General features: G+C 71.0%; 25 protein-coding genes. 15 read left to right on the top strand and 10 right to left on the bottom strand.

All coding sequences use genetic code 11. The annotated features are described in order from the left end of the window. The first annotated feature begins 76 nt into the window (after positions 1–76). Positions 77–679 carry a histidine phosphatase family protein gene (locus ABD705_RS04850; protein ID WP_344781129.1) on the top strand — a complete coding sequence of 201 codons (603 nt, stop codon included), beginning with the start codon at positions 77–79 and terminating at the stop codon, positions 677–679. A gap of 23 nt (positions 680–702) precedes the next feature. On the opposite strand, the gene ABD705_RS04845 is transcribed toward ABD705_RS04850, so the two are convergent. Further along, positions 703–1,170: a GNAT family N-acetyltransferase gene (locus tag ABD705_RS04845; protein ID WP_344781126.1), complete on the bottom strand. Its 468-nt coding sequence runs from the start codon at positions 1,168–1,170 to the stop codon at positions 703–705. Between the two features lie 54 nt (positions 1,171–1,224). On the opposite strand from ABD705_RS04845, the gene dapB reads away from it, so the two are divergent. Both dapB and ABD705_RS04835 read left to right on the top strand, forming a co-directional pair. Continuing rightward, complete coding sequence (gene dapB, locus ABD705_RS04840) at positions 1,225–1,974, top strand: 4-hydroxy-tetrahydrodipicolinate reductase (RefSeq protein ID WP_344781124.1); 750 nt, start codon at positions 1,225–1,227, stop codon at positions 1,972–1,974. Continuing rightward, positions 1,971–2,420, top strand: a complete 450-nt coding sequence (locus ABD705_RS04835) for a tetratricopeptide repeat protein (RefSeq protein WP_344781122.1) — start codon at positions 1,971–1,973, stop codon at positions 2,418–2,420. Before dapB ends, ABD705_RS04835 begins: the two co-directional genes overlap by 4 nt. Here the strand turns inward: ABD705_RS04835 and ABD705_RS04830 are convergent. The 4 genes from ABD705_RS04830 to ABD705_RS04815 form a co-directional block, all read right to left on the bottom strand. Then, positions 2,381–3,319, bottom strand: a complete 939-nt coding sequence (locus tag ABD705_RS04830; protein ID WP_344781120.1) for a TIGR01777 family oxidoreductase — start codon at positions 3,317–3,319, stop codon at positions 2,381–2,383. The genes ABD705_RS04835 and ABD705_RS04830 overlap by 40 nt on opposite strands. Further along, the gene (locus ABD705_RS04825; RefSeq protein WP_344781118.1) at positions 3,312–3,737 is read right to left on the bottom strand and encodes an OsmC family peroxiredoxin; all 426 of its coding nucleotides are present in this window, start codon (positions 3,735–3,737) and stop codon (positions 3,312–3,314) included. Before ABD705_RS04825 ends, ABD705_RS04830 begins: the two co-directional genes overlap by 8 nt. 94 nt (positions 3,738–3,831) lie before the next feature. Further along, positions 3,832–4,302: a DUF4395 family protein gene (locus ABD705_RS04820; protein WP_344781116.1), complete on the bottom strand. Its 471-nt coding sequence runs from the start codon at positions 4,300–4,302 to the stop codon at positions 3,832–3,834. Next, a complete protein-coding gene (locus ABD705_RS04815) occupies positions 4,295–4,729 on the bottom strand; it encodes a thioredoxin family protein (RefSeq protein WP_344781114.1) in 435 nt (144 codons plus the stop codon). Before ABD705_RS04815 ends, ABD705_RS04820 begins: the two co-directional genes overlap by 8 nt. A gap of 39 nt (positions 4,730–4,768) precedes the next feature. Here ABD705_RS04815 and ABD705_RS04810 point away from each other — a divergent pair, with 39 nt between their 5' ends. From ABD705_RS04810 to ABD705_RS04755, 12 genes are all read left to right on the top strand, one after another. Beyond that, complete coding sequence (locus tag ABD705_RS04810; protein WP_344781112.1) at positions 4,769–5,608, top strand: thymidylate synthase; 840 nt, start codon at positions 4,769–4,771, stop codon at positions 5,606–5,608. 18 nt (positions 5,609–5,626) lie between these two features. Beyond that, on the top strand, positions 5,627–6,127 hold the full coding sequence (locus ABD705_RS04805; RefSeq protein WP_344781110.1) for a dihydrofolate reductase: 501 nt from the start codon (positions 5,627–5,629) through the stop codon (positions 6,125–6,127). A gap of 169 nt (positions 6,128–6,296) precedes the next feature. Beyond that, positions 6,297–7,055: an SDR family NAD(P)-dependent oxidoreductase gene (locus tag ABD705_RS04800; protein ID WP_344781108.1), complete on the top strand. Its 759-nt coding sequence runs from the start codon at positions 6,297–6,299 to the stop codon at positions 7,053–7,055. A 61-nt stretch (positions 7,056–7,116) separates the two neighbouring features. After that, complete coding sequence (gene dapA / locus ABD705_RS04795) at positions 7,117–8,094, top strand: 4-hydroxy-tetrahydrodipicolinate synthase (RefSeq protein ID WP_344781106.1); 978 nt, start codon at positions 7,117–7,119, stop codon at positions 8,092–8,094. Continuing rightward, complete coding sequence (locus ABD705_RS04790; RefSeq protein WP_344781104.1) at positions 8,091–9,770, top strand: ribonuclease J; 1,680 nt, start codon at positions 8,091–8,093, stop codon at positions 9,768–9,770. The genes dapA and ABD705_RS04790 overlap by 4 nt, the downstream gene beginning before the upstream one ends. Before the next feature lie 75 nt (positions 9,771–9,845). Further along, the gene (locus ABD705_RS04785; protein ID WP_344781102.1) at positions 9,846–12,527 is read left to right on the top strand and encodes a DNA translocase FtsK; all 2,682 of its coding nucleotides are present in this window, start codon (positions 9,846–9,848) and stop codon (positions 12,525–12,527) included. Positions 12,528–12,565: 38 nt separating this feature from the next. Further along, positions 12,566–13,132, top strand: a complete 567-nt coding sequence (gene pgsA / locus ABD705_RS04780; RefSeq protein ID WP_344781100.1) for a CDP-diacylglycerol--glycerol-3-phosphate 3-phosphatidyltransferase — start codon at positions 12,566–12,568, stop codon at positions 13,130–13,132. A 5-nt stretch (positions 13,133–13,137) separates the two neighbouring features. Then, positions 13,138–13,617 carry a CinA family protein gene (locus ABD705_RS04775; protein ID WP_425562033.1) on the top strand — a complete coding sequence of 160 codons (480 nt, stop codon included), beginning with the start codon at positions 13,138–13,140 and terminating at the stop codon, positions 13,615–13,617. 156 nt (positions 13,618–13,773) lie between these two features. Then, the gene (locus tag ABD705_RS04770) at positions 13,774–14,082 is read left to right on the top strand and encodes a helix-turn-helix domain-containing protein (RefSeq protein WP_344781096.1); all 309 of its coding nucleotides are present in this window, start codon (positions 13,774–13,776) and stop codon (positions 14,080–14,082) included. Between the two features lie 3 nt (positions 14,083–14,085). Next, positions 14,086–14,307 (top strand): DUF3046 domain-containing protein, encoded by a 222-nt coding sequence (locus tag ABD705_RS04765; protein ID WP_344781094.1) that lies wholly within the window; start codon positions 14,086–14,088, stop codon positions 14,305–14,307. A 249-nt stretch (positions 14,308–14,556) separates the two neighbouring features. After that, positions 14,557–15,609, top strand: coding sequence for a recombinase RecA (gene recA / locus ABD705_RS04760; RefSeq protein ID WP_344781092.1), 1,053 nt, complete (start codon positions 14,557–14,559; stop codon positions 15,607–15,609). A gap of 2 nt (positions 15,610–15,611) precedes the next feature. Continuing rightward, complete coding sequence (locus ABD705_RS04755) at positions 15,612–16,385, top strand: regulatory protein RecX (protein ID WP_344781090.1); 774 nt, start codon at positions 15,612–15,614, stop codon at positions 16,383–16,385. Between the two features lie 84 nt (positions 16,386–16,469). On the opposite strand, the gene ABD705_RS04750 is transcribed toward ABD705_RS04755, so the two are convergent. From ABD705_RS04750 to ABD705_RS04730, 5 genes are read right to left on the bottom strand one after another with little or no spacing between them, the layout of a single operon-like run. Next, on the bottom strand, positions 16,470–18,518 hold the full coding sequence (locus ABD705_RS04750) for an HlyD family efflux transporter periplasmic adaptor subunit (protein ID WP_344781088.1): 2,049 nt from the start codon (positions 18,516–18,518) through the stop codon (positions 16,470–16,472). Further along, the gene (locus ABD705_RS04745; RefSeq protein WP_344781086.1) at positions 18,511–19,482 is read right to left on the bottom strand and encodes a hypothetical protein; all 972 of its coding nucleotides are present in this window, start codon (positions 19,480–19,482) and stop codon (positions 18,511–18,513) included. Before ABD705_RS04745 ends, ABD705_RS04750 begins: the two co-directional genes overlap by 8 nt. A 15-nt stretch (positions 19,483–19,497) precedes the next feature. Continuing rightward, a complete protein-coding gene (locus ABD705_RS04740) occupies positions 19,498–20,730 on the bottom strand; it encodes an ABC transporter permease (protein WP_344781084.1) in 1,233 nt (410 codons plus the stop codon). Beyond that, positions 20,727–21,434: an ABC transporter ATP-binding protein gene (locus ABD705_RS04735; RefSeq protein ID WP_344781082.1), complete on the bottom strand. Its 708-nt coding sequence runs from the start codon at positions 21,432–21,434 to the stop codon at positions 20,727–20,729. Before ABD705_RS04735 ends, ABD705_RS04740 begins: the two co-directional genes overlap by 4 nt. Further along, positions 21,434–22,756 (bottom strand): efflux RND transporter periplasmic adaptor subunit, encoded by a 1,323-nt coding sequence (locus ABD705_RS04730; RefSeq protein ID WP_344781080.1) that lies wholly within the window; start codon positions 22,754–22,756, stop codon positions 21,434–21,436. The genes ABD705_RS04735 and ABD705_RS04730 overlap by 1 nt, the downstream gene beginning before the upstream one ends. Positions 22,757–22,879 lie beyond the last annotated feature (123 nt).

Here is a 22,879-nt window from a genome sequence, read left to right as displayed (position 1 = left end):
GCGGCGCCGACAACCTCGCATAGGGTGGACGTGGACCGTCGCGGCCCGCACACCCACCCCGATGAAGAGAGTCAGCGTGACGCATTACATCTACCTGGTGCGGCACGGCGAGCATCAGGATGCCGAACAGGGCGTGGTGGACGGCCCGCTGTCACCGCGCGGACGCCGGCAGGCCGAAGCCATCGCCGATCGGCTCTCGGGGCTGCCGCTGTCGGTCGTGTGGCACTCGCCGCTGGAGCGCGCGGCCGAGACGGCGCGCGTGGTCTCGGACCGGCTGCCGGCACTCGTGCCGCAGGCGTCGGCGCTGCTGTTCGACTGCGTGCCCACCGGGATGACGGCCGAGACGCCGGCCGTCTACGAGCCGTTCTTCGGCGCCGTCACCGAGGCCGAGATCGAGGCCGGCCGCGCCCAGATGAACGATGCCGTCAACGCATTCCTGGTGCGCAAGCCCGGCGAGGTGCACGAGCTGCTGATCACGCACAACTTCGTGATCAGCTGGTTCGTGCGCGAGATCCTGCAGATGCCGGAATGGCGCTGGATGACGCTGAACCAGGCGCACTGCGGGCTGACCGTGATCGCCCAGAAACAGGGCCGTCCGTGGTCGCTGATCACCTTCAACGACCTGGCCCACCTGCCCTTCGAGCTGCAGACCGGGCTGCCCGAGCCGCTGCCGGTCTGAACCGGGCGCGAGGCGGCGCCTGTTCAGTCCAGCGTCTTGCCGTACCAGCGCGTCGCGTTCGCGTTGTCGTTGTACGGCTCGATCGGCACGAACCCCGCGCTGGCGTACAGGCCGCCGGCGGCGGTCAGGGTGTGATGGGTGTCCAGCACGAGTTCCGCGGCGTCCCAGCCGCGGGCGTACCGCTCCAGCTCGGCCAGCAGCATCCGGCCCCAGCCGCGCCCGCGGGTGCGCGGTTGCAGGAACAGGTGCTTGACCTCGTAGCGCACGCCGGCCGGCCCGTCCGGGATGCGCCGGATGCCGCCGCATCCCGCCGCTGCGCCCTCGTCGTCGTGCAGCACCAGGAAGACGCCCGCCGGGCTCTCGAACACGGCCCGCGCCGGGTGCGCCGGGGTGTACTGGCCGGGGAAGGATGCGGCCCGCATCGCGACGTACTCGGCGAGCATCGCACGGGCCTCGGGATCGTCGACGGGGGTGGGATTGAGCGACACCATGCACCGAGCGTAGCGCTGCCCTCCGGGCCCGCTCATGCAACGTAGGCTGGAGACATGACGACACGTGTGGCCATCGTGGGAGGCACCGGCAAGCTCGGTGGCATCATCCGCGACGTGGTGGATGCCGAGCCCGGCTTCACCGTGCACGCCACGCTGTCCTCGCGCGACGACATCGGCCTGATCGACGGCGCCGACCTGGTGGTGGATGCCTCCACCCCGGCCGTCTCGATCGACGTGGTCCGCGCCGCCGTCGAGCACGGCATCAACATCGTGGTCGGCACCTCCGGCTGGTCCACCGAGCGCATCGCACTGGTCCGGCCGCTTGTGGAGGCCGCCGGCACCGGCGCCGTGTTCGTGCCGAACTTCTCGCTCGGCTCGGTGCTGGGCACCGCACTGGCCGCCGCCGCCGCACCGTTCTTCGAATCCATCGAGGTCGTCGAGGCACACCGCGACACCAAGGTCGACTCTCCCAGCGGCACCGCCGTGCGCACCGCCGAGCTGATCGCCGCCGCCCGCTCCGCCCAGGGACCGGTGCTGGCCCCGCACGTGGACCAGCGCGCGCGCGGCCAGCAGGTCGCCGGCGTCCCGGTGCACTCGCTGCGGCGCCCCGGCGTGATCGCCCGGCAGGAGGTCTTCCTCTCCGGTGCCGGCGAGTCGCTGACCATCGTGCACGACACCGTCGACCCGGCCGCGGCCTATGCCCCCGGCATCCGACTCGCCCTGACCCGCGCCGTCGCCGCGCGCGGAGTGATCGTGGGCCTGGACAGCTTCCTGGACATCGGCATCCGCACCCCCGGCGCATGAAGACTCGCATCTCGGTCGCGCTGATCGCCGCCGTCCTCATCCTCTACATCGTCGTGATCGCCCAGTGGGCGTGGCTGCTGATCACCAGCGGCAGCGCCGTGGGCGTCGCGATGGGGGCGGCGCTGGTGATGCTGCCGGTCGTCGCGGTGTGGGCCATCGGGCGCGAGCTGTGGTTCGGCGTGCGCGCCGAGCGCGTCGGCCGGCGGCTGGAGGCCGAGGGCACGCTGCCCAACGACGACGTGGCCACCCACCCGAGCGGGCGGGTGCTGCGCAGCGAGGGCGAGGCGGTCTTCCCGCGCTATCGCGACCAGGTGCAGCAGCATCCCGACGACTGGCGCGCGTGGTATCGGCTCGGCCTCGCCTACGACGCCGCCGGGGACCGACGCCGGGCACGGTCCGCGATCCGTCAGTCGCTGCGGCTGGAGGCCAAGAGCCGCACCGTCTGACGCGGCGGCAGCGCCGCCGCGACCGCGGCCTCGACGGTGGGGTGGCGGAACCGGAAGCCCGACGCGGTCAGCACCGCCGGCACCACGTGGGTGTCGGCCAGCAACAGTGCCTCGGCGGCATCGCCCAGCACGGCGCGCAGCGCCCACGCCGGTGCGCGCACCAGGTAGGGCCGGTTCATCCGCACCGCCAGCGCGAAGCCCAGGTCGTTGGCGGTGGCGCGCGCGGGCCCGCTGAGATTGACCGGACCGTCGATCTCGGCGTCGATGACGTGACGGATGGCCCGCACCTCGTCGGTCAGCGAGATCCATCCCCACGCCTGGCTGCCGCGGCCGAGGGGACCGGACAGGCCCAGCCGGGTCAGCAGCAGCAGGGGCGTCAGTACGCCGTCCGGATGGATCACCGGCGCCGTGCGCACCAGGGCCACCCGGGTCTGGGCGCCGGCGGCGAGGGCCGCCGCCTCCCATTCGCCGCACACGTCGGCCAGGAACGTCTCGCCGCGCGCGGCGTCTTCGGACAGCGCCCGGCCCGGCGCCGTGCCGTAGTACCCCACGGCCGACGCGCTGACGAAGGCGGGGGCATCCGCACCGAGGGCGCGGACCGCCTTCGCCAGTTCACGGGTGGGCAGGATCCGCGACCACAGCAGGGTGCTGCGGTAGGCGCGCGTCCACGGCAGCCGGCCGATGCTCGCGCCGTTCAGGCCCACGACCGCCTCGGCGCCGGCGAGGCGGTCGGGGTGCAGCGGGCCCGTGTCGGTGAGCCATTCCACTTCGTCGGCGGCCTGGGCGCGGCGGCGCACCAGCCGGGTCACGCGCACCCCGTCGGCGCGCAGCGACGCGACCAGCGCGCGGCCGATCAGCCCCGATGCCCCTGCGACGACGATGTGGCGGGCATCAGCCAAGCGAGGCCTCGAGGGTGATCTCGATGCCCGCCAGCGCCTGCGAGACCGGGCATCCGCTCTTGGCCTCTTCGGCGATCCGCGCGAAGTCGGCGTCGTCGATGCCGGCGACGGCGGCGTTCACGTTCAGGTGGCTGCCGGTGATCCCCACTCCGGGCGTGAAGGTGACGGATGCGGTCGCCTGCAGGCTCTGCGGCGGCGTGCCGTGCTCGGTCAGCGCGTTCGACAGCGCCATGCTGTAGCACGCCGCGTGCGCGGCGGCCATCAGCTCTTCGGGCGTCGTGACCGAATCAGAGCCCTCGCTGCGCGCCTTCCAGTCGACCGGGAACGGCCCCTGGCCGGAGCTGGCCAGGCTGACCTGGCCCGATCCCTCGAACAGACTTCCGTTCCACTGCGCGGTGGCATCGCTGGTGACACTCATGCTGTCCTCCGTTTCGGCCCGATCGTGCGGGCGCGTCTGCGGTCAGCCTAATCGGGGTGCGCGGCCGGCGCGATGGGGAGGGCGGCGGGGAGTGTCAGACGGCGACGCGGCCGCCGACGATGCCGGCGCGCTGCAGCAGCAGATACAGCTGGCAGCCCAGGCAGAACGCGAACGCGGCGTTCAGGAATGCGGCCAGGAACGCCGCCGCGGCGGCGATCGGCAGACCCCACGGCACCCCCACCGCCGACAGCACGAGTCCGACGACGCTCACCAGCAGCCCGACGCCCTGTGCGAACCGCGGCGGGCGGGCGTCCTCGAGCTCGGCCGGCGGTGCCAGCCGCGGCTGCACGAGACTGCGGTAGAGCACGCCCCACGGCGCGGTGCGCGGCCAGAGCACACTCCAGGCGAACAGCAGCGCCACCGCGAGCAGCAGCCAGAACGCCGCGCTGCCGACGCCGGCGCCGGCGGTCAGCGCCAGCAGGATCGTCACCAGCAGCAGCACCGAGGTGAAGACGGCGCCGAAGCGCGGTGCGCGCGGGTCGATGCGACGGGGGGAGTCAGACATGGGCGGGTTCTCCGATCAGCAGGTCCAGGGTGCGGTCGATCGCGCCGCGGGCGGGCACGCCGCCGAAGCGGGTGCGCACGGTGCCGGCGCCGTCGAGCACGAACACGGTGGGGGTCTGCAGGATGTGCAGTCGGGCGGCCACCTCGGGAAGGTGGGTGAGGTCGACCTCGGCGTGCCGCACGCCGTCGCGGCCGCCCGCCAGCGCGCTCAGCGACCGGCGCACCTGCGGGCATCGGGCGCACAGCTCGGTGCTGAACTGCAGCAGCGTGGCGTGCTCGCCCAGCTCGCCGACATCCAGCCCGGCCAGATCCAAGGCGTTCGGCGCGACCGTGCGCGCACGGCCGGCGGTCGCGCGCAGCACTGCGCCGATGATCGCGCCGACCGCCACGAGTGCGGCCAACAGCAGCAGTGCGGAAAGAACGGGCATGTCTCCACGTTAGCCGCGCCACGACCCGCGCCGCGAAGGATGACGTTCTGTGTCGGCTCCCGTATCGTTGCCGGTGTGAGCATCCCGACCCCGTACGAGGACCTGCTGCGCGACGTGCTCGCGCACGGCACACGCAAGGACGACCGCACCGGCACCGGCACGACCAGCGTGTTCGGCCGGCAGATCCGGTTCGATCTGGCCGACTCGTTCCCGCTGATCACGACCAAGCGGGTGCACTTCCGCTCGATCGCCTATGAGCTGCTGTGGTTCCTGCGCGGCGAGTCGAACGTGCGCTGGCTGCAGAGCAACGGCGTGACCATCTGGGACGAGTGGGCCGACGCCGACGGCGAGCTGGGCCCCGTCTACGGCGTGCAATGGCGGTCTTGGCCGACCCCGGACGGGCATCACATCGACCAGATCGCGCAGGTGATCGAGCAGATCCGCACCAGTCCCTCCTCGCGCCGGCTGATCGTGTCGGCCTGGAACCCGGCGGACATCCCCGACATGGCGCTGGCGCCGTGCCACGCGCTGTTCCAGTTCTATGTCGCCGACGGCAAGCTGTCCTGCCAGCTGTACCAGCGCAGCGCCGACCTGTTCCTCGGGGTGCCGTTCAACATCGCCTCGTACGCCCTGCTGACGCTGATGATCGCCCAGCAGACCGGGCTCGCCCCCGGCGAATTCGTCTGGACCGGCGGCGACTGCCACATCTACGACAACCACCTCGAGCAGGTGCGCGAGCAGCTGACCCGCGAGCCGTACCCGTACCCGACGCTGCAGATCGCCCGCGCGCCCGAGTCGATCTTCGACTATGCCTACGAGGACTTCGTGCTGTCGGACTACCAGCACCACCCCGCGATCCGCGGCGCGGTCGCGGTGTGAGCGGACTGCGGGCGTGAGATGACCCGGCTGGGGCTGATCTGGGCGCAGGCGCACGATCGGGTGATCGGCGCCGACGGCGGCATGCCCTGGCACGTGCCGGAGGACCTGGCTCACTTCAAGCAGATCACGCTGGGCAGCCCCGTGGTGATGGGCCGGCGCACCTGGGAGTCGTTTCCGGAGCGGTTCCGCCCGCTGCCGGGGCGGCGCAACATCGTCTTGACGCGGCGGGCCGACTGGGCGGCGGACGGCGCCGAGCGGGCCGACTCGCTCGCCGACGCGATGCGCCGCGCCCGCGACGGCGACCCGGACTGGGTCTGGATCATCGGCGGCGGCGAGCTGCTGGCGCACGCCATCGGCGGCGCCGACCGGCTGGAGGTCACCGAGCTCGATCTGGAGGTCGCCGGCGACACCCGGGCCCCGCAGGTCGACGGCTGGCAGGTGGTGGCATCCGACCCGGCCGAGCTCTGGCACACCTCGCGCACCGGCATCCGCTACCGGTTCCGGCGTCTGGAGCCCTAGCTGCCCCGCCCCGCCCCGCCCCGCCGCCCCTCATCCGGTGAGTTGCCACAAGTGGCGGGAATCATCGCCCTCAAAGTCGCCACTTCTGGCAAGTCACCGAAGAGTCATGGATGAGTCATGGATGCGTCGCGGATGGGGGGATGCCGGGGCGGGGCGCTAGCGTGGGGGCGTGGCGACGGCATTGGTGACAGGCGCGAGTTCCGGGCTCGGCGCCGAATTCGCGCGCCAGCTCGCCGACCGCGGCGCCGACCTCGTGCTGGTCGGTCGGAACCAGGACGGTCTGGACGCGGTCGCGGCGCAGGTGCGGGCGCGCTCGCGCGCCGCCGAGGTGCTCGTCGCCGACCTGCTCGACCCGACCGCGCTCGCCGCCGTCACCGCGCGCCTGACCGACCCGGCACGGCCGGTCGAGATCCTGGTCAACAACGCAGGCTTCGGGCTGCCGCTGGATTTCGAGCGCAACGACATCGACGCCGAGGTGGCGCACCTGCGGCTGCACGACGAAGTGCCGATGCGGCTCACGCACGCCGTGCTCGCACCGATGCTGGCCCGCGGACACGGCCGGATCCTGAACGTCGCGTCCATCGCCGCGTTCATGCCGCGCTCGACCTACGGCGCGGTCAAACGCTGGCTGGTCTCGTTCAGCTGCTGGGCCCACGTCACGTATGCGCCGCGCGGGGTCACGGTCACCGTGGTGTGCCCCGGCTTCGTGCACACCCGCTTCCACGAACGGCTGGGGCTGCCGCCGGGGCAGGAGGGCATCCCCGGCATGCTCTGGCTGCAGGCGCCGGACGTGGTCCGGGTGGCGCTGCGCGACCTGGCACGCGGCAAGGCGGTGTCGATCCCGTCGCTGCGGTACAAGATCGCCGCGCGGCTGCTGCCGCTGCTGCCCGACCGGCTCACCGCGCGGATCGGCCAATCCGGACGCTGACGCGGGCATGCAGGCGAACCCCGCGGGTTCGCGCGTCGCGTCGAACCGATACCCTGAGGATATGACGCACGCAGGCAATCCGTTCGGGCAGGTGATGGTCGCCCTGGTCACGCCGATGACGGCCGACGGCGAGGTCGACTGGCCCGCCGTGGCCAAGCACATGGACGACGTGATCGGCGCCGGCGCCGACAGCATCCTGGTCACCGGCACGACCGGCGAGACTAGCACCCTCACCGACCCCGAGAAGATCAAGCTGGTCGAGGTCGGCAAGGAGGTCGCCGCCGGCCGCGCCAAGATCATCACCGGCGGGGGATCGAACGAGACCGCCCACGCGATCCAGCTCTACCAGGACAGTGCGAAGGCCGGTGCCGACGGCATCCTGGTCGTCACGCCGTACTACAACAAGCCCACCCAGGCCGGCATCCTCACGCACTTCCGGATGGTCGCCGACGCCACCGACCTGCCGATGATGCTCTACGACATCCCGGGCCGCACCGGCGTGCCGATCGCCTACGAGACGATCCTGCGCCTGGCCAAGCACCCCAACATCCTGGCCATCAAAGACGCCAAGGGAAACTTCAGCGAGGTATCGCGCGTGCTCAACCAGACCGACCTGATGTACTTCTCCGGCGACGACGCCAACGTGCTGCCGCATCTGGCGATCGGTGCGACCGGTCTGGTCGGGGTCACCGCCAACATCGCCGCCCAGCCGTACCGCACGATCATCGACGCCGTCAATCGCGGTGACCTGAAGGCGGCCACCGCCGCGCACCAGAAGCTCGAGCCGCTCGTGCGCGCCGTCATGACGCACGTGCCGGGCACGGTCGCGGCCAAGTACATCCTGCACGGGCTGGGCCGCATCGGCAGCCCACGGGTGCGTCTGCCGCTGGTCGGTCCCGAGGAATGGGAGGCGGCGAAGATCGAGGACGAGCTGGCACTCGTGCGCGACGTGCCGGGCGCGGACTTCTCCAACTTCCGGCCCGATCGCAACGCCGCCGCAGGCGGGGCGCTGCCGAAGGTCTCGGGGACCACCCGATGAGCGGCGAGACGGTGGCCACGCCGCCGGCACTGCCGGCCGGCACGCTGCGCGTCATCCCGCTGGGCGGCCTGGGCGAGATCGGCCGCAACATGACCGTGTTCGAGTTCGACGGCAAGCTGCTGATCGTGGACTGCGGCGTGCTGTTCCCGGAGGAGAACCAGCCCGGCGTCGACCTGATCCTGCCCGACTTCGAGCCGATCCGGGACCGCCTCGGCGACGTCGTGGGCGTCGTGCTCACCCACGGCCACGAAGACCACATCGGCGCCGTCCCATACCTGCTCAAGCTGAAGAGCGACCTCCCGCTGATCGGCTCCGGCCTGACTCTGGCGCTGGTGGAGGCCAAGCTCAAGGAGCACCGGATCAAGCCCTACACGCTCACGGTGCGGGAGGGGCAGCGCGAGAAGATCGGCCCGTTCGACCTCGAGTTCGTGTCGGTGAACCACTCCATCCCCGACGCCCTGGCCGTCGCGATCCGCACGCCCGCGGGGCTGGTGCTGGCCACCGGCGACTTCAAGATGGACCAGCTGCCGCTGGACGGCCGCCTCACCGACCTGCGTGCCTTCGGACGGCTGGGCGAAGAGGGCGTCGACCTGTTCATGGTCGACTCCACCAACGCCGACGTGCCCGGGTTCACGGCGCTGGAGCGGTCGATCGGGCCGGTGCTGGACCAGGTCATCGGCAAGGCGCCGCGCCGGGTGATCGTGGCGAGCTTCTCCAGCCATGTGCACCGCGTGCAGCAGGTGCTGGATGCCGCGGCCGCCCACGGCCGTCGGCTGGCGTTTCTGGGCCGCAGCATGGTGCGCAACATGACCATCGCGGAAGACCTCGGCTATCTGCACGTGCCCGAGGGCGTGCTGATCGACTACAAGAAGGCCAAGGACCTGCCCGACGACGACATCGTCTACATGTCCACCGGCTCGCAGGGCGAGCCGATGGCGGTGCTGAGCCGGATGGCCAACCTCGACCACGCGATCGAGCCGGGTCCCGGCGACACCGTGATCCTGGCATCCAGCCTCATCCCGGGCAACGAGAACGCGGTCTACCGCGTGATCAACGGGCTCACCAAGCTCGGCGCGACCGTCGTGCACAAGGGCAACGCGAAGGTGCACGTCTCGGGGCACGCGGCCGCCGGCGAGCTGCTGTACTGCTACAACATCGTGCAGCCGCGCAACGTGCTGCCCATCCACGGCGAGCATCGGCATCTGCGCGCCAACGCGCAACTGGCGATCGACACCGGGGTGCCCGCCGAGCGCGCCATCCTGGGCGAGAACGGCACCGTCGTCGACCTGAAGGACGGGGTCGCGACGGTCGTCGGGCAGCTCGACCTGGGCTTCGTGTACGTGGACGGCTCCACGGTCGGCGAGATCACCGATGCCGACCTGAAGGACCGCCGCATCCTCGGCGAGGAGGGCTTCATCTCGGTCATCGTCGTGGTCGACTCGCAGACCGGCAAGGTGATCTCGGGCCCCGAGGTGCACGCGCGCGGGTTCGCCGAGGACGACGCCGTGTTCGAGGATGTCAAGCCCAAGATCGCGGCGGCTCTGGCCGAGGCGGCCGGCAACGGCGTGCGCGACACGCATGCGCTGTCGCAGATCGTGCGCCGCACGATCGGCCGGTGGGTCAGCCAGCGGCTGCGCCGCCGGCCGATGATCGTGCCGCTGGTGATAGAGGCGTAGCCGGGGGCGGTCCGAGAGCGTCGCCTTCCCGCGTGGTTTCGCGGAAGTGTCGCCACTGCGCGATAGCGTGGAGCAATGGCCAGGAGCACCACGAGCAGTCGCACGCCCGCGAAAGGGTCGGCCTCGCGTGCCCGAAAGCCGGCTCCCGCGCCCAAGCGCTACGTCGGCGAGCCCGAGAAGCCGCCGGTCGCGGTGCGGGCGTGGCTGGGCCTGGCGCACGTGGTCGGCGGACTGTTCCGGGCATTCGGACCGGAGACTCTGGAGAAGGACCAGCGCCGCGACGGCCTGCCGCTTCTGATCGTGCTGCTGGCGGTGGCCGGGGCCGTGATCGAGTGGTTCCTGATCGGCTGGGGGCCGTCGGCGACGATCAGCGCGTACTCGGTCGGCGGACTTGTCGGCCGGCTGGCGTTCCTGCTGCCGGTGCTGCTGATCCTGCTGGCCGGATGGCTGTTCCGCCACCCCGCATCCGTCAATGACAACGGCCGCATCGGCATCGGCTTCGCCCTGTTCGTGCTCTCGGTCGCCGGCTTCTGCCACGTCCTCGGCGGTCGCCCCCAACCTCAGGACGGGCTGCCCGCGCTCAGCGCGGCCGGAGGCCTGTTCGGCTGGATGATCGGTGCGCCGCTCACCTTCCTGACCGTTCCCGGCGCCGTCGTCGTGCTTGCGCTGCTGTGCGTGCTGAGTGTGCTGATCCTCACCCGCACGCCGCCGAACCGGATCGGGCGGCGCCTGGGCGACCTGTACGCGTGGATGTTCGGCGCCGAGCGCGCGGATGGCGACGACGAGGGCAGCACCGGCCCCACCGCCGTGCTGGGCGGGTCCGGCGCGAACGGCGACGACAAGCTGCCCTGGTGGCGGCGCAACAAGACAGGCCGCGAACCGGACGCCGACGGCGCCGGGCTGGACCCGGACATCACCGAACTGCTCACCCCGGGCGCCGACCACGGCGGCTTCGACCAGGCGATCGCGCCGATCACGCCGGCCGCGGAGGCGGCCACCGAGGTGATCGACCCGGCCGTGCTCGCCGGAGCCCAGCGCCGGCTCGCCGGCCACAGTGCGACCGGTCTGAGCGACGACGCCGACACCGGGCCCGTCGACGACGGCACGCTCCCCGGGCTCAGCGGCATCGGCGGCTCGGGGGACCGCACCCTGCCCTCGGCGCCGTACCGGCTGCCGTCGCCGGGCGCCCTGGTCGCCGGGGCTCCGGCAAAGACCCGGTCCGAGGCCAACGAGCACGTCGTGGCCGCCGTCACCAGCGTGCTGCAGCAGTTCCACGTCGACGCGAAGGTCACCGGCTTCTCGCGCGGGCCGACCGTCACGCAGTACGAGATCGAGGTCGGCCCCGGCGTCAAGGTCGAGCGGATCACGGCGCTGACCAACAACATCGCCTACGCCGTGGCATCCAACGAGGTCCGCATTCTGGCCCCGATCCCGGGCAAGAGCGCGATCGGGGTGGAGATCCCCAACGCCGACCGTGAGATCGTCACGCTCGGCGACGTGCTGCGCTCGCAGGCCGCTGCGAACTCGAAGCACCCGATGACCATCGGCGTCGGCAAGGACGTCGGCGGCGGGTTCGTCGTCGCCAACCTCGCCAAGATGCCGCACCTGCTGGTGGCCGGCTCCACCGGGTCGGGCAAGTCCAGCTTCGTGAACTCGATGATCACAAGCCTGCTGATGCGCGCCAAGCCGTCCGAGGTGCGCATGGTGCTGATCGACCCCAAGCGCGTCGAACTGACCAGCTATGCCGGCGTGCCGCATCTGATCACGCCCATCATCACGAACCCGAAGAAGGCCGCCGAGGCCCTGCAGTGGGTCGTCAAAGAGATGGACATGCGCTACGACGACCTCGCGTCGTTCGGGTTCCGGCACATCGACGACTTCAACAGGGCCGTCATCGCCGACGAGATCCACCTGCCGCCAGGCAGCGAGCGACAGCTCAAGCCGTACCCGTACCTGCTGGTCGTGGTCGACGAGCTCGCCGACCTGATGATGGTCGCCCCGCGCGACGTCGAGGACTCGATCGTGCGCATCACGCAGCTGGCGCGGGCCAGCGGCATCCACCTGGTCCTGGCCACGCAGCGACCCAGCGTCGACGTCGTGACCGGGCTGATCAAGGCCAACGTGCCGTCGCGACTGGCGTTCGCGGTGACCAGCGTCACCGACTCGCGCGTGATCCTGGACCAGTCCGGCGCCGACCGGCTGATCGGGCAGGGCGACGCCCTGTTCCTGCCGATGGGCGCCTCCAAGACCGTGCGGGTGCAGGGCGCCTGGGTCAGTGAGGCCGAGATCGAGCGGGTCGTCAAGCACGTCACTGCGCAGGCCCGTCCCGAGTACCGTCCCGACGTGGCGGCCGTCGTGCACAAGAAGGAGGTCGATGCCGACATCGGCGACGACCTCGACCTGCTGCTGGCGGCGGCCGAGCAGATCATCTCGACCCAGTTCGGCTCGACCTCGATGCTGCAGCGCAAGCTGCGGGTCGGCTTCGCCAAGGCCGGCCGCCTGATGGACCTGCTCGAGTCCCGCGAGATCGTCGGTCCGTCCGAGGGCTCCAAGGCCCGCGACGTGCTGGTGACCGCCGAACAGCTGCCCGAGGTGCTGGCCCACCTGCGCGGCGACGCGCCGCCCGCGCCGGCGCCGTCCGCGAACCCGCCCGAGCCGTACTCCGGCGACCCGGTCGAGCAGCAGTTCGACGGGCTGCCGGTGGTCGCATCCGACGACGGCGATGAGGATGCCTGGGGCCTGACCGGCCGGGAGTGACGGCCGCGCCGGACCCGGCGGACTGCGATACTGAAACCGTGACCGTTCCCCGTCAGCTGCCCAATGCGATCACCGTCGTGCGCATCCTGTGCGCCCCGGTCTTCCTGTGGATGCTGCTGGTCGACGGCGGCGCGAACGGGCCGCTGCGCTGGTGGGCTGCCGTGCTGTTCGCGGTGGCGATCGCCACCGACGGCATCGACGGCTATCTCGCCCGCCGCAACGACATCGTCACCGACCTCGGCAAGATCCTCGACCCGATCGCCGACAAGGCGCTCACCGGCTGCGCATTCGTCGGACTGTCGATCCTGGCCGAGCTGCCCTGGTGGATCACGGTCGTCGTGCTGGTGCGCGAGGTCGGCATCACGATCTACCGATTCATTGTGATCGGCGACCACGTGCTGGCCGCGGCCTGGATGGGCAAGTTGAAGACGGTCGCCCAGGCCGTCGCGCTGACCCTCGCCCTGCTGCCGCTGTGGACGCTCGTCGGCGAATGGGTCTGGTGGCCCACCGTCGTGATGATGACCATCGCCGTGATCCTGACCATCGCCAGCGGCATCGACTACGCCGTCAGCGAGGTCCGCGGTCGACGGAGGGCCCGGGCGTGACCGCGCTGCCCGAGGCGGTGGCGCTGCTGGAGCGTCTGGCCGACCGCGGCTGGACGATCGGCATCGCCGAGTCGCTGACCGGCGGCCTGCTGGCGGCCGCGCTGGTCGAGGTGCCCGGCGCCTCGGTGTCGCTGCGCGGCGCGGTCGTGGCCTACGCGACCGAGCTCAAGCACACCGTGCTGGGGGTGGACGCCCAGCTGCTGGCCGAGCACGGCCCGGTGCACGCCGAGGTGGCGCGGCAGATGGCCACCGGGGTGCGTGCCGTCGTCGGCCACGACGGCGTGCCTGCGGACGTGGGCATCGCGACCACCGGCATCGCCGGGCCGACCTCTCCCGACGGGCAGCCGGTGGGCACGGTGCACATCGGCGTCTCCACACCTGCCGGCACGCACGCCGTGGCGCTGCAGCTGCGCGGCGACCGGGACCGGATCCGGCGCGACGCCGTCGCGGCGGCGCTGTCGGCGGCCCTGGAAGTCATCCGATGAGATCATCGGCGCATTCGGGAACAAGACCGGTCTCGGTTCGGTTTCAATCGGCGATTCCCATACATTCCACAGCGCATGGGATTAGTGTGACCACCACAGGTGTTGTACTGTTATGCACCCGGATATCCAGGGAGTCACGGTGAGGAGGGGCCCGAAATGATCCTAGTCAGACAAGAGATCGGCGAAGTGCTGCGCGACGTCCGCCAGCAGAAGGGCCACACCCTCCGGCAGGTCGCCGGCCGCGCCAGTGTGGCGCTGGGCTACCTCAGCGAGGTCGAGCGCGGGCAGAAGGAGGCCTCCAGCGAGATTCTCGCCTCGGTCGCCGAAGCCCTGGATGTGCCTATCTCGACGATCATGCGCGAAGTGGGCGATCGCATCTCGGTGCTCGAGGGCATGCAGCCGTTCCCGGACGTCGTCCCCGACGATCTCGTCGCCGAAGTCGGCTCCGAGCTGTCGCTGCGCTGAGCGGTGCGGCGCAGCGAGTTCCATCGCGCCGTCGAGGCCGAGTTCGGCACCGCCGGCGCGGCACTGGTCGCCGACCTGACACTGCCGGGCATGGGCGAGCGCACCGCCGCGGCGGCGCTGGATGCCGGCATCGAGCCGCGCGATGTGTGGCTGGCGCTGTGCAGTGAGACCGATGTGCCCGAGTCGCGTCGCCACGGGGTAGGGCGGCTGACACCGCGCCGCTGACCTTTCGGCGACACCGCGGCGAGGTGCGGCGTGTCATCGAAGCTCTGTTCGAGATGCGCGTAGGCTCCTGCACAGAACGGGGTGCCCCAGCCGCTGTCCACAGAACAGGCCCGTCCGGCGCGTGATGTCGGAACCGGGTCCTACTGTGAACAGCGTCGAATGACACCCATGCCTTGTCGCAGCATCCGTCCCACCGGTTCGGGGCGCGACAGCCTACAGGCGACGGAAACCGCACCGAAGGAGCGCAGCATGCCCAGCACTGACAATCGCGAGAAGGCCCTCGAGTCGGCCCTCGCACAGATCGACCGGCAGTTCGGCAAAGGCTCGGTGATGCGCCTGGGCAGTGACGAGCGCGCACCGGTCGAGGTGATCCCCACCGGGTCCATCGCACTGGATGTCGCACTCGGCGTGGGCGGTCTGCCGCGCGGCCGCATCATCGAGATCTACGGACCCGAGTCGTCGGGCAAGACGACGCTGACCCTGCACGCCATCGCCAACGCGCAGCGCGCCGGCGGCATCGCGGCGTTCATCGACGCGGAGCACGCACTGGACCCCGAGTACGCCCGCAACCTGGGGGTGGACATCGACCAGCTGCTCGTGTCGCAGCCGGACACCGGCGAGCAGGCGCTGGAGATCGCCGACATGCTGATCCGCTCGGGCGCGATCGACCTGGTCGTCATCGACTCCGTCGCCGCGCTCGTGCCGCGCGCGGAGATCGAGGGCGAGATGGGTGACTCGCACGTCGGCCTGCAGGCCCGGCTCATGTCGCAGGCGCTGCGCAAGCTGACCGGTGGCCTGAGCCAGACCAAGACCACCGCGATCTTCATCAACCAGCTGCGCGAGAAGATCGGCGTGTTCTTCGGCTCGCCCGAGACCACCGCCGGCGGCAAGGCGCTGAAGTTCTACGCCTCGGTGCGCCTGGACATCCGGCGCATCGAGACGCTGAAGGACGGGACGGATGCCGTCGGCAACCGCACCCGGGTCAAGGTCGTCAAGAACAAGATGGCGCCGCCGTTCAAGCAGGCGGAGTTCGACATTCTGTACGGCACCGGGATCTCGCGCGAAGGCAGCCTGATCGACTTCGGCGTGGATCAGGGCATCGTCAAGAAGTCCGGCTCGTGGTACACCTACGACGGCGAACAGCTCGGTCAGGGCAAGGAGAACGCCCGCAACTTCCTGATCGCCAACGCCGACATCGCCGCCGACATCGAGACCAAGATCAAGGCGAAGCTGGGCATCGGCGTGCTCAAGGCGCTCGAAGAGCCCGTCGCAGACGAGCTGGCCGAGCGCCGTCCGGCGTGATCATGGTCGTGTGGACCGATGACGGGAGTGCGGGGGACGAGGCCGAGCGGCTCGCCCCCGTGATCCCCCTGTTCGGCGCGACGCGTCCGGCCCCCGCGCCGGCAGCACCCGCCCGGGCGGCTGAGCGCGCGGTCGCGGCCCACCCCGGGGCGGCGCCGGAGGCGGCTCCCGAGCGAGCATCCGAACCGTCACGGGCGCGCGCACCCCGCTCGGCGCCGGAGCCGGCGCCGAGCTGGCACTCCACCTGGGATGGCGCGGGCGCGGCCGGCATCGAGGAGGAGGAGGACGTCGACGCCGAGACCGCCACCGCGCGCGAGGCGGCCGAGGCGGCATTGCTGCGCAAGCTGCGCACCCGGCAGCTGTCGCTATCCGAAGCGCGCAGCGTGCTGATCAGCCACGACCTCGACGAGGCGGGCATCCAGGTCGTGCTCGAGCGGCTGCGCAGAAACGGCTATCTTGACGACGCCGGGCTGGCCGAGCAGCTGGTGCGCGCGGCGGTGGAGCGCAAGGGGCAGGGCCGGCAGGTCATCGCGCGCACGCTCGCGCAGCGCGGCATCCGGCGCGATGTGGCCGACGCGGCCCTGGCCGAACTACCCGACGACGATGCTGAGCGAGCGCTCGAGTTCGCCCGCAGCAAGGCTCGCGCGATGGCCCGACTGGATCGAGACACCGCGCTGCGTCGGCTCTCGAGTCAGCTCGCGCGGCGCGGTTATCCCGGGTCGGTGGCGCTGTCTGCGGCGCGCGAAGCGCTCGACGAACTGCACCTGCGCCGCTGACCTGCGCCGCTGATCCGCGCCGCTGATCCCGAAAGGCGCGGGCTGCGCGAGAGGGCAGCCAGACCTGTGCCGATCCCTCGGGGCTCAGTTGCCGCCCGTGGTCGTTCCGCGCGTGGTGCCGCTGAACTCGCCGGTCGGGAACCCGCCCGCGCCCGTGAAGCCCGCCCCGAACTGCCGGGTACGACCGCCCAGGTTCGTCAGGCTCGTCGAGGTGGTTCCGGTGCTGATCTGCTGATCCAGATCGGCAAGTACCACCACGGCGCCTTTCGACAGCCCCTTTGCGACCTCGGTGCGGGCGGCGCCGACGGCGCCGATCTGCACGACGGTGCGGGTCGGCGTGCCGTTCTTGAGCACCGTCACCGTGGCGCTGGCCCCGCTGACGGTCACTGCCGAGGTCGGTACCGTCAGCACGTCCTGGGCGGTGGACAGCGTCACCGTGGCCTGGGCGGTGGCGCCGATCCGTGGCGTGTCCGCTCCGGTGTCGACCGCGAGGGTGACCGTGTAGGACGGCGTCGAGGTCTGTGACACATTCAGCACGCCGATCGAGGCGACAGTGCCCGAATACGTCTTGGCGAATGCGGGCAGCACGATCGAGACCGACTGTCCGGTGGTCACCGAGGCGATCTTGGCCAGCGGCACGGTCGTCTGCACGGCGTAGCCGCCGGCCCCCTGCACCGTGATCGTCTCGGATGTGGATGCCGCAGCCACCGCATTTCCCGCAGCCATATCGACCGCGACCACGGTGCCTGCGATGGGACTGGTCAGGGTCGCGAAGCCGACGTTCTGCTTCGCGACCGACACGTCGGCCTCGGCCACGTCGATCTGCGCTTGGTCGGAGAGGATGTCCGCCGCCGTGATGGTGTGCGAGGTCTGCCCGGCACCGGAGGCGCCCGAACTGCCGCTGTCGATGACCGCCGCGGCCACGGTGTCGGTGGAGGCCAGCTCGACGGTGATCGTCGGGGTCGAGCGATACGTGTAGCTGGAGGTCTTCGCGTTGGGTGAGCTCGGTGCGCCCGACGTCGATGGTGTGCGGGCCGAGCTGTCGGACGAATCGGCGGCGCCCAGAGCCTTCAACAGCGCTGCCACCGCGCTGTTGAGCGCCGTCGCCTTCTTCTGCAGGGTCTGCTGCGCGGCCGCGGTGGTCTTCTGCGCGTCGAGACTGGTCGTCAGCGCGGTCTGACACGAGGCGAGCAGCTTCTGCGTTGCGGTCAGGTCGGAGCCTGATCCGGCCGCGTCGGTGGGGGTGGGGGGCGGCGTCGGCGTGGAGGTCGGGTCGCTGCCGGTGCCTGTGCCGGCGTCGAGAGAGCCATCGGGGTTCAGCGTGGCTGTCAGGAACGGACCGCAGACGGTCTGCGCGGTGGCCGTTGCCGACGACGAGTCCTGTTCATCGCTGGTCGCCACGCGGAACTGTGCGAGCAGCGCCGTCTGCGCGGCCGTGACCGCGTGCTGCGCCGAGAGCACGGCGGGACTGGTCGGGGTTGTGCTCGACCCGGTTGTGCTCTGGTCGGTCGCGCCGGATCCGGTCGACCCGGGTGCTCCGGAGCCGGTCGCCTGCGATCCAGTCGAACCCGACCCGGTTGAATCCGACTTCGAGGTCGACGCGCCGCCGCCGCCGCGTGATCCTGTCGATCCGGACCCGGACGACGTGCCGGACCCATGCGCGTAGGTCGCCGACCCGGTGGATGCCGTGCTCGCGGTGCCGCTGGCCTGTGACGCCAGATCCTCCTGGAGCTGCTGCTGCGCGCTCGCCAGGGTGTCTTGGGCCGACGTGACCGCTGCCTTCAGCGTGTCGGTGTTCAGCGTTGCCAGCTTCGCGCCGGCGGTGACCTTGGCGCCCAGCTTCACCAGCACGTCGGCCACGGTGCCCGAGACCTGGAAGGCAGCCGAGACGCTGTCCTGAGAGGAGATCTGGCCGGTCAGCGCCAGCGTCTGCGAGACATGGCCCATCTGCGCGGTGGCCGTGCGGTACTGCGCGTCGCCGCCGCGGGTCGCCGCGAACACGGCGCCACCGCCGCCCGCGATCACCAGCACGGCGACGGTGCCGCCGGCGATGATCTTTCCTCTGCAGGTCGCGAGTGCCCGCATGATGCCGCCCCACGCGCGTCGGGCGGCAGAGGGTGTGCTGTCAGCCATTGACGACACCCTGATCGCTCGCGGCGGAATGAGCGTACAGCGCCCCGCCGGTCTGGCCGGCGCCGGTCTGACCGGTGCCGGACCCGCTGCCTGAGCCACCTCCGCCGCCGAAGCCGCGGCCGCCGAAGCCGCCACCGAACCCGCTCGTGCAGGTGCCGGACGAGTTCGGCGCCGATAGCGTCAGCGCTGTCGCGTCATATCCGCCGGTCGTGTCGGCCTTGCCCAGCGCGGTCACGCACTGTCCGACGATGATGTCGGAGGCCGAGCCGGTGACGGTGGCCGTGATGGTGGTGGTCGAGTCGACCTTGACGGTGCTGGTCGAGGTCGTGCCGTTCTGTTCTGTGGTCTGCACGGTCAGCGCGCTGGATGTCGTCGCGGTCACCTTGCCGCCGGCGATGCTGCCGAACCCGCCGGCACCGCCCGAGCCGTAGCGGGGCGCTCCGGTGGGGGCGCCGGAGGGCCGGGTGCGCGGTGTGGCCGACCCGGTGCCGTCAGACGGCGCCGCGGTCGCTCGCCCGGCACCTCGGCGGTCGCCGAACCCGCTCGTGCACGTCCCGTCGCTGGCGGCCGCGGTGACCGTGACGCTGGTCGCGACAGCCGCGCCCTTGGCGGTGATGGCGAACACGCAGTCGCCGACCTTCACCGCAGACGCGGCGACCTTCTCGGTCTTGCGGATCGTCGTGGAGGTCGTGTAGCGCACGGCGGTCTGCTCACTGGTGCTCTGCAGCTGCAGCACGCCGTCCTGCGCGGCGGCGATCAGCCCCGAGATGCCCGCGCGAGCCTGACCGCCCGCATACCCCTGCTGCTGGGCCTGGCTGGTCGCCGATGGGGTGGGTGTGGTCGCAGACGCCGTGCCCGAGCACGCGGCGAGCACGAGTAGGGTCGCGGCTCCGCCGGCGACTGCCCCGATCAGGCGCAGCGGGCGGCGGCGCAGGGATCCGGCTGGGAAGGAGAGAATACGCATGATGGGTCCGTTCTGTCACTCGCTGCGAAGCGCGTCGATGGGGGTGAGGCGTGCGGCACGCGCCGCAGGGTAGACGCCGAAGATGAGACCGATCGCCACCGCGACGACCAGGGCCAGGATGATGGTGGGCACCGAGGCGATCACCGAAGTGCCGATCAGTGCCGGCAGGATCCAGGTGGCGACCACCCCGACGATCACGCCGAGGATGCCGCCGCCCAGGCCCAGGATCGCCGCCTCGACCAGGAATTGCCTGCGGATGGCCCCCGGTGGCGCGCCGAGGGCCTTGCGCAGTCCGATCTCGCGGGTGCGCTCGGTGACCGAGACCAGCATGATGTTCATCACGCCGATGCCGCCCACCAGCAGCGACAGGGCGGCGACGCCGGTCAGTAGCACGGTCAGCGTCTGATAGATCGCGGTGGCGGTCGAGACCAGGGCGGCCTGGCTCGACACCGTGAAGTCGGCGTTCGCGGCGGTGGTGATCGCGTGCAGGTTCAGCAGCGTCGCGGTGATCTCTTGGTCGGCTGCCGACAGCACGGTGTCGGAGGCAGCCTTGACGTAGATCGTCGACACATTGTCGGAGCCGGTACCGCCCATCACGGTGTTCGCCGCTGTGGTCATCGGGATCACGGCGAGGTCGTCGAGGTTCGTGGCCGAACTGGAGCCGGCCGCTGCGAGCACGCCGATGATCTGGAACTGGGTGCCCGAGATGGTCACCGACTGGCCGACCACGGCCGAGGTGCCGAACAGCTCATCGGCCGTGGTCGAGCCGAGCACCACCACGTGAGCGTTCTGGTCATACTGCGCCTGGGTGAAGAACGTGCCGACCTGAAGGGTGCGCGAGCGCACCTTCGGCCATGCGGTCGTGGTGGCCGTCACCGTCGTGGTCCAGTTCGTGGTGCCCGCCTGCAGCGCCAGCGGCGAGTCCTTCTCGGGAGCGACGGACTGCACATCGGGCGCGGTCACACTCGAGTCGAGCGCCTGAGCGTCAGAGACGGTCAGCGTCGCGGCCGACCCGAAGCCGCCGCGCACGCCACCGGTCGTGGTGCTGGAGCCGGGTGAGACGATCAGCAGGTTGCTGCCCAGCGAGGTGATCTGCGCACTGACATCCTGTTGCGTGCCCAGCCCCAGCCCCACAGTGACCACCACCGCGGCGATGCCGACCAGGATGCCCAGCACGGTCAGCAACGATCGCAGTGTGTGCGTGCGGATCGCGTGCCATGACGTGGCGAAGGTCTCGGTCCAGTTCATGCCGCCACCGCCTTCACCGGTGCGTCGGCCGTGATCTGGCCGTCGCGGACGGTGACGATCCGCCGGGCGCGCTGGGCGACCTCCAGTTCGTGGGTGATCAGCACGATGGTGCGACCGCTGTCGTTCAACTGGTCGAAGAGGTCGAGCACCTCCTTGGTGGAGGCGGAGTCGAGATTCCCGGTGGGCTCGTCGGCGAGGATCATCGTCGGATCGGATGCCAGTGCCCGGGCCACGGCGACCCGCTGCTGCTGCCCGCCGGAGAGCTCACCGGGACGGTTCTCGAGCCGATCGCGCAGGCCGACCCGTTCCAGCGCCAACTCGGCTTGCTGGCGCCGCACGGACTTGTCGACCTTGCCGTAGATCATCGGCAGCTCGACGTTGCGCCAGGCGGACAGCGAGGTCAGCAGATTGAACTGCTGGAACACGAATCCGATGCGGTGGTTGCGCACCCGGGCCAGTTCGGCTTCGCTGAGTTGCTCCACGTCATCCCCGCCGAGGCGATACGAGCCCGTGGTGAGCACGTCGAGGCAGCCCAGGATGTTCATCAGTGTCGATTTGCCGGATCCGGAAGGGCCCATGATCGCCAGATACTCACCGCTCTGCACGCGCAGGTCGATGCCGCGCAGTGCCTCGAATTCGATCTGCCCGGACGAGTAGGTCTTGCGGGCGGCGGTCAGTTCGATGACCGGGGTGGGCTCGTCCATCAGTTGCCTCCCTGCGTGCCGCGCTGGCCGCCCGTGTAGCTGCCGCCGTTCGTGAAGCCACCGGTGCCGCCGGTCCCTGTGCCACCGGCCCCTGTGCCGCCGCGGAATCCTCCGCCTCCCGAGAATCCGCCGAACCCCCGGTCGGGGGTGCCGGTCTGACCGGTATGCGTGCTGGTGCGCGGGGTGAAGGATGCGACGACCACGGTCGTTCCCTCCTTGATGCCCGAGGTGATCTCGGTGTACCCGCCGGCGGTCTCGCCGACCTTCACGGTGACAGTGGTGTGCGTGCCATCGCTGCCGACGACCTGCACCGTGCTGGTGGAGCCGGTGGTCGTCACCGCCGCGGACGGCACCGCGAGCACATCGGTGCGGCGCTGATAGACGATGGCCGCGGTCAGTGACACCCCGTCGAACAGGCCCTTGCCGGTGCCGGTGACGGCGATCGTCACCGGGTAGGCGGCGGCGCCCGACGTCGTGGAGGGCAGATCGCCGACCTGACTGACGGTGCCGAAATACGCGGTGCCGTCGGTGTCGGTCAGATCAACCTGGTCGCCGACGGCGACGTTGGTGATGTCGGTCTCGCCGACCGAGACGCTCAGCGTCCACGAGTCGGTGCTGACCAGGGTGAAGTCAGCGGAGTGGGTGCTGGATGAGGCCGCAGCCGATCCGTTGGCCGATGCGGCGCCGCCGCCCGAGCCGGTGCCCGCACCGGTGCTGGCGTTCGCACTGCCCGAGCCGGCTGCGGACGTCCCCGAGATCTTGTCTCCGGTGGCGATCGTCACCGCCGTGATCAGGCCCGCCGCCGGTGCCGTCAGGGTGGCGTCCGACATCGCGGTCTGCGCGTCGGTCACAGCGGCGGCGGCCACGTCGACGGCGGCCGATGCCGCGCTGACCCGCGCGACGTCGGCGGCCGTGCCGCCGTTCGCACTCTCAGCCGATGACAGCGTCGCCTGGGCCTGTGCGAGCGTGGCCTTCGCCTGCAGCAGCGCTGCGTTCAGCTGCAGCGTGTCGACCTTCGCGAGCGTCTGGCCCTTCTTCACGGTCGCCCCCGTCTTCACGGCGACGTCGGTGACGGTGCCGGCGACCGCGAAGCTCACGCTGTCCTGCACGGTCGGTGCCACGGTCCCCGTGCCCGCCACGGTCTTCTGCAGCGTCTGCAGGCTGGCGGTCGCAGTGCGGTAGATGGTCGCCGCCGAGGTGCTCTGGCCCGGCAGCAGAAAGCCGAACGTCCAGATCGACAGCACCACGGCGGCCGCCACCGCGGTGGCCACCGTCACCAGGGTCCAGCGCGGTACGCGGCTCAGGAACGTGGGAGCGCTCATCTCGTTCGGGTCTCCTGTCTTCGACCGCGCGGGCCGGGTGCTGGTCAATCGGGTCGAGGTAACGGTAGAAGCCGTTCTCCTGCGCTCGTTCTCGACCCGTGATGAGTCGGCTATGAATGTCGC

Origin of the sequence: Microbacterium kribbense (assembly GCF_039537285.1) — a bacterium.
Taxonomy (GTDB): domain Bacteria; phylum Actinomycetota; class Actinomycetes; order Actinomycetales; family Microbacteriaceae; genus Microbacterium; species Microbacterium kribbense.
Note: the sequence above shows the minus strand (reverse complement) of the source record. Positions and strands in the feature narration are given on the sequence as shown.

Coding starts and splice junctions, on each gene's coding strand:
- ABD705_RS04740 (WP_344781084.1), bottom strand. CDS start 20,730: ATGAACTGGACCGAGACCTTCGCCACGTCATGGCACGCGATCCGCACG.
- ABD705_RS04735 (WP_344781082.1), bottom strand. CDS start 21,434: ATGGACGAGCCCACCCCGGTCATCGAACTGACCGCCGCCCGCAAGACC.
- ABD705_RS04820 (WP_344781116.1), bottom strand. CDS start 4,302: ATGTCTGACTCCCCCCGTCGCATCGACCCGCGCGCACCGCGCTTCGGC.
- ABD705_RS04790 (WP_344781104.1), top strand. CDS start 8,091: ATGAGCGGCGAGACGGTGGCCACGCCGCCGGCACTGCCGGCCGGCACG.
- ABD705_RS04750 (WP_344781088.1), bottom strand. CDS start 18,518: ATGGCTGACAGCACACCCTCTGCCGCCCGACGCGCGTGGGGCGGCATC.
- ABD705_RS04805 (WP_344781110.1), top strand. CDS start 5,627: ATGACCCGGCTGGGGCTGATCTGGGCGCAGGCGCACGATCGGGTGATC.
- recA (WP_344781092.1), top strand. CDS start 14,557: ATGCCCAGCACTGACAATCGCGAGAAGGCCCTCGAGTCGGCCCTCGCA.
- ABD705_RS04785 (WP_344781102.1), top strand. CDS start 9,846: ATGGCCAGGAGCACCACGAGCAGTCGCACGCCCGCGAAAGGGTCGGCC.
- ABD705_RS04770 (WP_344781096.1), top strand. CDS start 13,774: ATGATCCTAGTCAGACAAGAGATCGGCGAAGTGCTGCGCGACGTCCGC.
- ABD705_RS04815 (WP_344781114.1), bottom strand. CDS start 4,729: ATGCCCGTTCTTTCCGCACTGCTGCTGTTGGCCGCACTCGTGGCGGTC.
- ABD705_RS04810 (WP_344781112.1), top strand. CDS start 4,769: ATGACGTTCTGTGTCGGCTCCCGTATCGTTGCCGGTGTGAGCATCCCG.
- dapA (WP_344781106.1), top strand. CDS start 7,117: ATGACGCACGCAGGCAATCCGTTCGGGCAGGTGATGGTCGCCCTGGTC.
- ABD705_RS04835 (WP_344781122.1), top strand. CDS start 1,971: ATGAAGACTCGCATCTCGGTCGCGCTGATCGCCGCCGTCCTCATCCTC.
- ABD705_RS04745 (WP_344781086.1), bottom strand. CDS start 19,482: ATGCGTATTCTCTCCTTCCCAGCCGGATCCCTGCGCCGCCGCCCGCTG.
- ABD705_RS04825 (WP_344781118.1), bottom strand. CDS start 3,737: ATGAGTGTCACCAGCGATGCCACCGCGCAGTGGAACGGAAGTCTGTTC.
- dapB (WP_344781124.1), top strand. CDS start 1,225: ATGACGACACGTGTGGCCATCGTGGGAGGCACCGGCAAGCTCGGTGGC.
- ABD705_RS04755 (WP_344781090.1), top strand. CDS start 15,612: ATGGTCGTGTGGACCGATGACGGGAGTGCGGGGGACGAGGCCGAGCGG.
- ABD705_RS04845 (WP_344781126.1), bottom strand. CDS start 1,170: ATGGTGTCGCTCAATCCCACCCCCGTCGACGATCCCGAGGCCCGTGCG.
- ABD705_RS04730 (WP_344781080.1), bottom strand. CDS start 22,756: ATGAGCGCTCCCACGTTCCTGAGCCGCGTACCGCGCTGGACCCTGGTG.